The sequence below is a fragment of the Rugamonas sp. genome, from assembly GCF_025354735.1.
Lineage (GTDB): Bacteria > Pseudomonadota > Gammaproteobacteria > Burkholderiales > Burkholderiaceae_D > Rugamonas.
The window spans coordinates 1-4,307 of sequence record NZ_JANXMI010000156.1 but is presented as its reverse complement, the minus strand read 5'-3'; the positions used below and the strand labels follow the sequence as shown (position 1 = coordinate 4,307).

The 4,307-nt window shown below is 65.4% G+C and carries 4 protein-coding genes, 2 tRNA genes and 1 pseudogene; 5 read left to right on the top strand and 2 right to left on the bottom strand.

The genetic code is table 11. From position 1 onward, the window contains the following. The coding region (locus Q0S71_RS13055) for a recombination-associated protein RdgC (RefSeq protein ID WP_295996100.1) at positions 1 to 675 on the bottom strand (675 nt) is incomplete at its 3' end. A 189-nt stretch (positions 676 to 864) separates the two neighbouring features. Beyond that, positions 865 to 2,016 (bottom strand): DNA polymerase IV, encoded by a 1,152-nt coding sequence (gene dinB / locus Q0S71_RS13050; protein WP_295996097.1) that lies wholly within the window; start codon positions 2,014 to 2,016, stop codon positions 865 to 867. Positions 2,017 to 2,255: 239 nt separating this feature from the next. Between dinB and Q0S71_RS13045 the strand changes: the two genes are divergently transcribed. From Q0S71_RS13045 to Q0S71_RS13025, 5 genes and pseudogenes are all read left to right on the top strand, one after another. After that, positions 2,256 to 2,331, top strand: a tRNA-Val gene (locus Q0S71_RS13045). 29 nt (positions 2,332 to 2,360) lie between these two features. Then, positions 2,361 to 2,437: transfer RNA gene (locus Q0S71_RS13040), tRNA-Asp, on the top strand. Between the two features lie 216 nt (positions 2,438 to 2,653). Then, on the top strand, positions 2,654 to 3,004 hold the full coding sequence (locus Q0S71_RS13035) for a hypothetical protein (protein ID WP_295996094.1): 351 nt from the start codon (positions 2,654 to 2,656) through the stop codon (positions 3,002 to 3,004). Between the two features lie 126 nt (positions 3,005 to 3,130). After that, positions 3,131 to 3,685: a TetR/AcrR family transcriptional regulator gene (locus tag Q0S71_RS13030; RefSeq protein ID WP_295996091.1), complete on the top strand. Its 555-nt coding sequence runs from the start codon at positions 3,131 to 3,133 to the stop codon at positions 3,683 to 3,685. 121 nt (positions 3,686 to 3,806) lie between these two features. Further along, a pseudogene (locus Q0S71_RS13025) lies at positions 3,807 to 4,307 on the top strand (hypothetical protein); the annotation flags it as partial.

Below are 4,307 nucleotides of genomic sequence, written 5' to 3'. Positions count from 1 at the left end.
TTGCTTGCCCGATTCAATATGGCGGCGCACATCATCTGGTTCCAGTGTGTGGCGCACGAAACGTACGGTCGCCTTGCTGTCGCCACTAGCGCGCAATTCAGTGTCCTGATCGACGGTGAAGTTGTGCGGCGCTTCATCTGCAGCCAGCCAGTCGGTCATGCAAGACAATGGCGAGCGTACGGTGCGCAGTGTCTCAAGAGGGAACTTCGGGATCGCCTTCAGCAACAGCTTCAAGACTTCCTCGGCCTTGCCGGAGCTGCCCGCATCAATGACCAGCCAGCCGTTGACCGGATCAATCCAGGTCCAGACGTTGCTGCGGATCGAGAACGCGCGCGGCAGCAGTTCGTCGGCGACGCGCTCCTTCAGTTCCTTCATGGCCTTCTTGCCGGGAGCGAAGCCCTGCGCCTCTTCCATCTCGACGGCGCGGGCCTTGGCGACCTGGTTGATGACCGACGACGGCAGCAGTTTCTTTTCCGCGCCCAGCAGGATCAGCATCTGCTGGTTGACGACGTGGACCAGGCCGCCGTTCGGGCGCGGCGTGTCCCAACCCTGGCGCAGCAATTCATTGCTGCTCGCCGGCACGAAGGCATGGGGAGCGAGCGCGGCTTCCAGTTGTTCCGGGGTGTACGCCCAAGGGGCGGGCAGGCGGTAAATCTGAAGATTCTTGAACCACATAGTTAGTCTTTTCCGTTGTTTCAGTTGGGTCGGCGGAGCGGCCAGGGGAGCGTCATTTTACACGCTGGCGGGCCGCCGCCGCCGGGTTTCGATGGCGCCTTGCGATCCGGCGTTGTATTACGGTGGTTGCCGGTCCGGGCGGCGCGGCGGCGCCACCGGACCCACGCGCGGCGGCCCGCCAGGCCGGCTTCAGGCGAACAATTCTCCTTGGCCGGGGCCGGCGGCGGCCTGGAACAGGGCCTTGCTTTCGAGCGTGCTGGCGCGCACGCCCAGCAGCCGCAGCCGGCGTTGCAGCGGCACCCGCTTCAGGCATGCGCGCGCCGCGTGCAAGATGGCGGCGGCGTCGTCGATGGGCGCCGGCAGCGTGACGTTGCGGCTGACGATCTGGAAATCGTCGTAGCGCAGCTTGACGCTGATGGTGTGGCTGACGAAACCCTTGCGCTGGACGTCGTCGGCCAGCTGCCCGCACAACGCCGTCAAGATACCGGACAAGGTGTCGCGGTCGGTGCGCGCGTGCAGGTCGCGCTCGAAGGTGGTTTCGCGGCTGATCGACTTGGTGACGGAGCGCGTCGTCACGGCGCGCTGGTCGACGCCGTGCGCGGCCTCGGCCAGCCAGCCGGCGTAGTTGGCGCCGAAATGGTCTTGCAGCAGGCCGGCGTCGGCCTCGGCCAGCTGGCCGATGGTGGTGATGCCGAGCGCGGCCAGCTTTTCCGTCGCCTTGGGGCCGATGCCGTTGATCTTGCGCACGCCCAGCGGCCAGATGCGGTCGGGGATGTCTTCGTAGCCGAGCACGGTCAAGCCGTTCGGCTTGTCCAGGTCGGAGCAGATTTTCGACAGCAGCTTGTTGGGCGTGACGCCGATCGAGCACGTCAGCCCGGTGGCGGCGTGGACGGCGGCCTTGATGCGGCCGGCCAGCTCCACCGTTTCGCCGGGCACGTCGCTCAGGTCGATATAGATTTCATCGATGCCGCGGTCTTCGATCTCGGGCGCGATGCGCAGCACGGCCTGCTTGAACAAACGCGAGTAGTGGCGGTAGGCGTCGAAGTTGACCGGCAACAGCACCGCGTCCGGCGCCAGCTTGGCCGCCTTCATCATGCCCATGGCCGAGCCGACGCCCAGCGCCCGCGCCTCGTAGGTGGCGGTGGTGATGACGCCGCGTCCCACGTAGTCGCGCAGGCGGGCATAGCGGCGCGTGCCGTCGGGCTGGGCGACGGGCTGATGGTCGCGCCCGCCGCCGATGACGACAGCCTGGCCGCGCAGCTCGGGATATTGCAGCAGTTCCACGGAAGCGTAGAAGGCATCCATGTCCAGATGGGCGATGCGGCGGTTTTGCGCGTACATATGACGTGGGCCGGAGAAATTATACTGTGAATACATACAGTATCACCGGAAATGATGCCTGCCGCAAGTAGCGCATGCGCGGCGGCATCTATGCGGCATCAATGCGGCATCGGCGCGGCCTGCCCGGCGATTTTGAAAGAATTTCAAAAAGACCCTTGCAGATGAGAAAACCACACAGTAGAATACGGCCTCTTTCAGCAGTTGTGACAAACTCTGAAAGGTTTTCCAGAATCAGCATGGGGTGCTTAGCTCAGTTGGTAGAGCGGAACCCTTACAAGGTTTAGGTCGGGAGTTCGAGCCTCTCAGCACCCACCAAAATGGAAAACGCAGTAACGCTAGTATTAGGAGCGGTAGTTCAGTTGGTTAGAATACCGGCCTGTCACGCCGGGGGTCGCGGGTTCGAGTCCCGTCCGCTCCGCCAACATTCAAGAAAAAGACCTGCTTCGGCAGGTCTTTTTTTTCGTCCCTGCGCCGCGTCATCAGGGCGTTACAATCGGTGAGTATCGTGCCATGGTTGCCATTGCGCCCAGCCGATACTCTCCGACCCGATGAAAAATGCCCTTACCAGTTTCAGCCTGCGCATCCTGGTGTCGCTGGCCGCCCTGATGTCGGCCGCGACCTGCGCCAGCGTCGCCGCATGGAGCATGCATCTGGACCATACCGGCATCGCGCCCCCCCCTTCGAGCAAATCAGCGCCGCGCTCCAGCTGCCGGGCCGCCAGCCGGCGCCCTTGCCGCCGCCGGACGGCCTGCCATTCGGCGGCTTCGACAACATCGCCGGCGCCGCCCGCTTCAAGCTCGACACGCCGGCGCTGGACGCCGCCGCCGCCGGCACCGTCCTCGCGGCCGCGCGCGCCCGCTACGCCGCCGAACAATTGGGCCAGTCGCTGCGCTTATCCGTCGCCGCCCTGTCTGGCATCCTGAGCGGCGCCGGCCGTCATCAGGGCGTCACGCAAACGGGCGACAATGCGCCGTCACCTCCCCGATGACTTGGATGTAATTGGATGCTTCACCCCGCAACTCGCCGTTGCGGGGTTTTTTTTTGGCGCGCGGGCCTATAATGAACCATGCAGTTCCAAAAAAAGGATCGGTCAGCTGTTCCGATATAATGCGCCATGGGAAGAAAAAAACTATTCAGCCGCGAAAGCGTGCTCGACAAAGCGATACCGGTGTTCTGGGCCAAGGGTTACGCCGACACCAGTTTGCAGGACCTGGAACTGGCCACCGGTGTCAACAAGTCCGGCCTGTACAGCGAATTCAAGGACAAGGAAGACCTGTTCCTCGCCAGCCTGAGCCATTACCAGATGCGCCAGATGGAACGCGGCTTGCTGACCGAAGGCGCGCCGGGCTGGAATAATATCGAGCGCCTGCTCAAGCTCGGCTATTCGCCGCGCGATGGCGAAAAGGGTTGCTTCTCGGTGCGGCTGATGCCCGACCTGGGCATCTTGCCGGCCCGCGCACACGACGTGATGACGGCCTCGCAGGCCGGCCTGAAACTGGCCATCGCCGCCAACATCGAAGCCGAAACCACGCGGCTGCCGGCCGCCGTGCTGGCCGACATGGTGGTGGTGTTCTTCTTCGGCATCTGCATCGACCAGAACCTGGAAACGGACAGGGCCGAGACCACGCGCAAGATCGACCACTTCATGACCATGTTGCGCGCCAGCTGAACGGCCGCGCCACTTGTGCAAACCCGGTGCGCCCCCTACACTCGGCGTGGCGATGCGGCCATGACGAGGACACGAAGCGATGCACCGGTATGCCCATCCCTACCTGCGATTCCGGACCCGAATGGCGCACCACGCGCTGCTGCAGGTGGTCGCCAGCCTAAAAAGTTCCACTGAAATCGTGTTGCTGGCCTTCGGCCCCGTGCTGCTGGGCCTGTTCGCCTGCATCGCCCTGCCGGGACTGATCGCGCCGACGCTGCCCTGGCCGCAGGCGCTGGCCCTGGTGGCGGCCCAGGTCGGCGTGGCGGCGCTGCCGGCGCTGCTGCTGCGCAAGCGCCTGCACCCGGCCGACGTGCTGCAATGGTCGCGCCCGCTCCCCATCGCGCCGCGCTGGCGCTGGGGCGCCGACGCCGCCGTGGCGGCCATGCTGATGGCGCCGCTGGCCGCCGTCTACGCGATCTCGACCGCGATCTGGCTCTACCAGTGGCCGGACTGGCTGCGGCCGGTGGCCGGCCGCAGCGTCGCGCTGACGCTGCTGTCGCTGCTGCTGGCCTGGGGCGCGGCGACGCTGGCGCTGGCACGGCGCGCCCGGCCGCCGGCCGCCGCCCGGCCGCGCCGCCCCGTC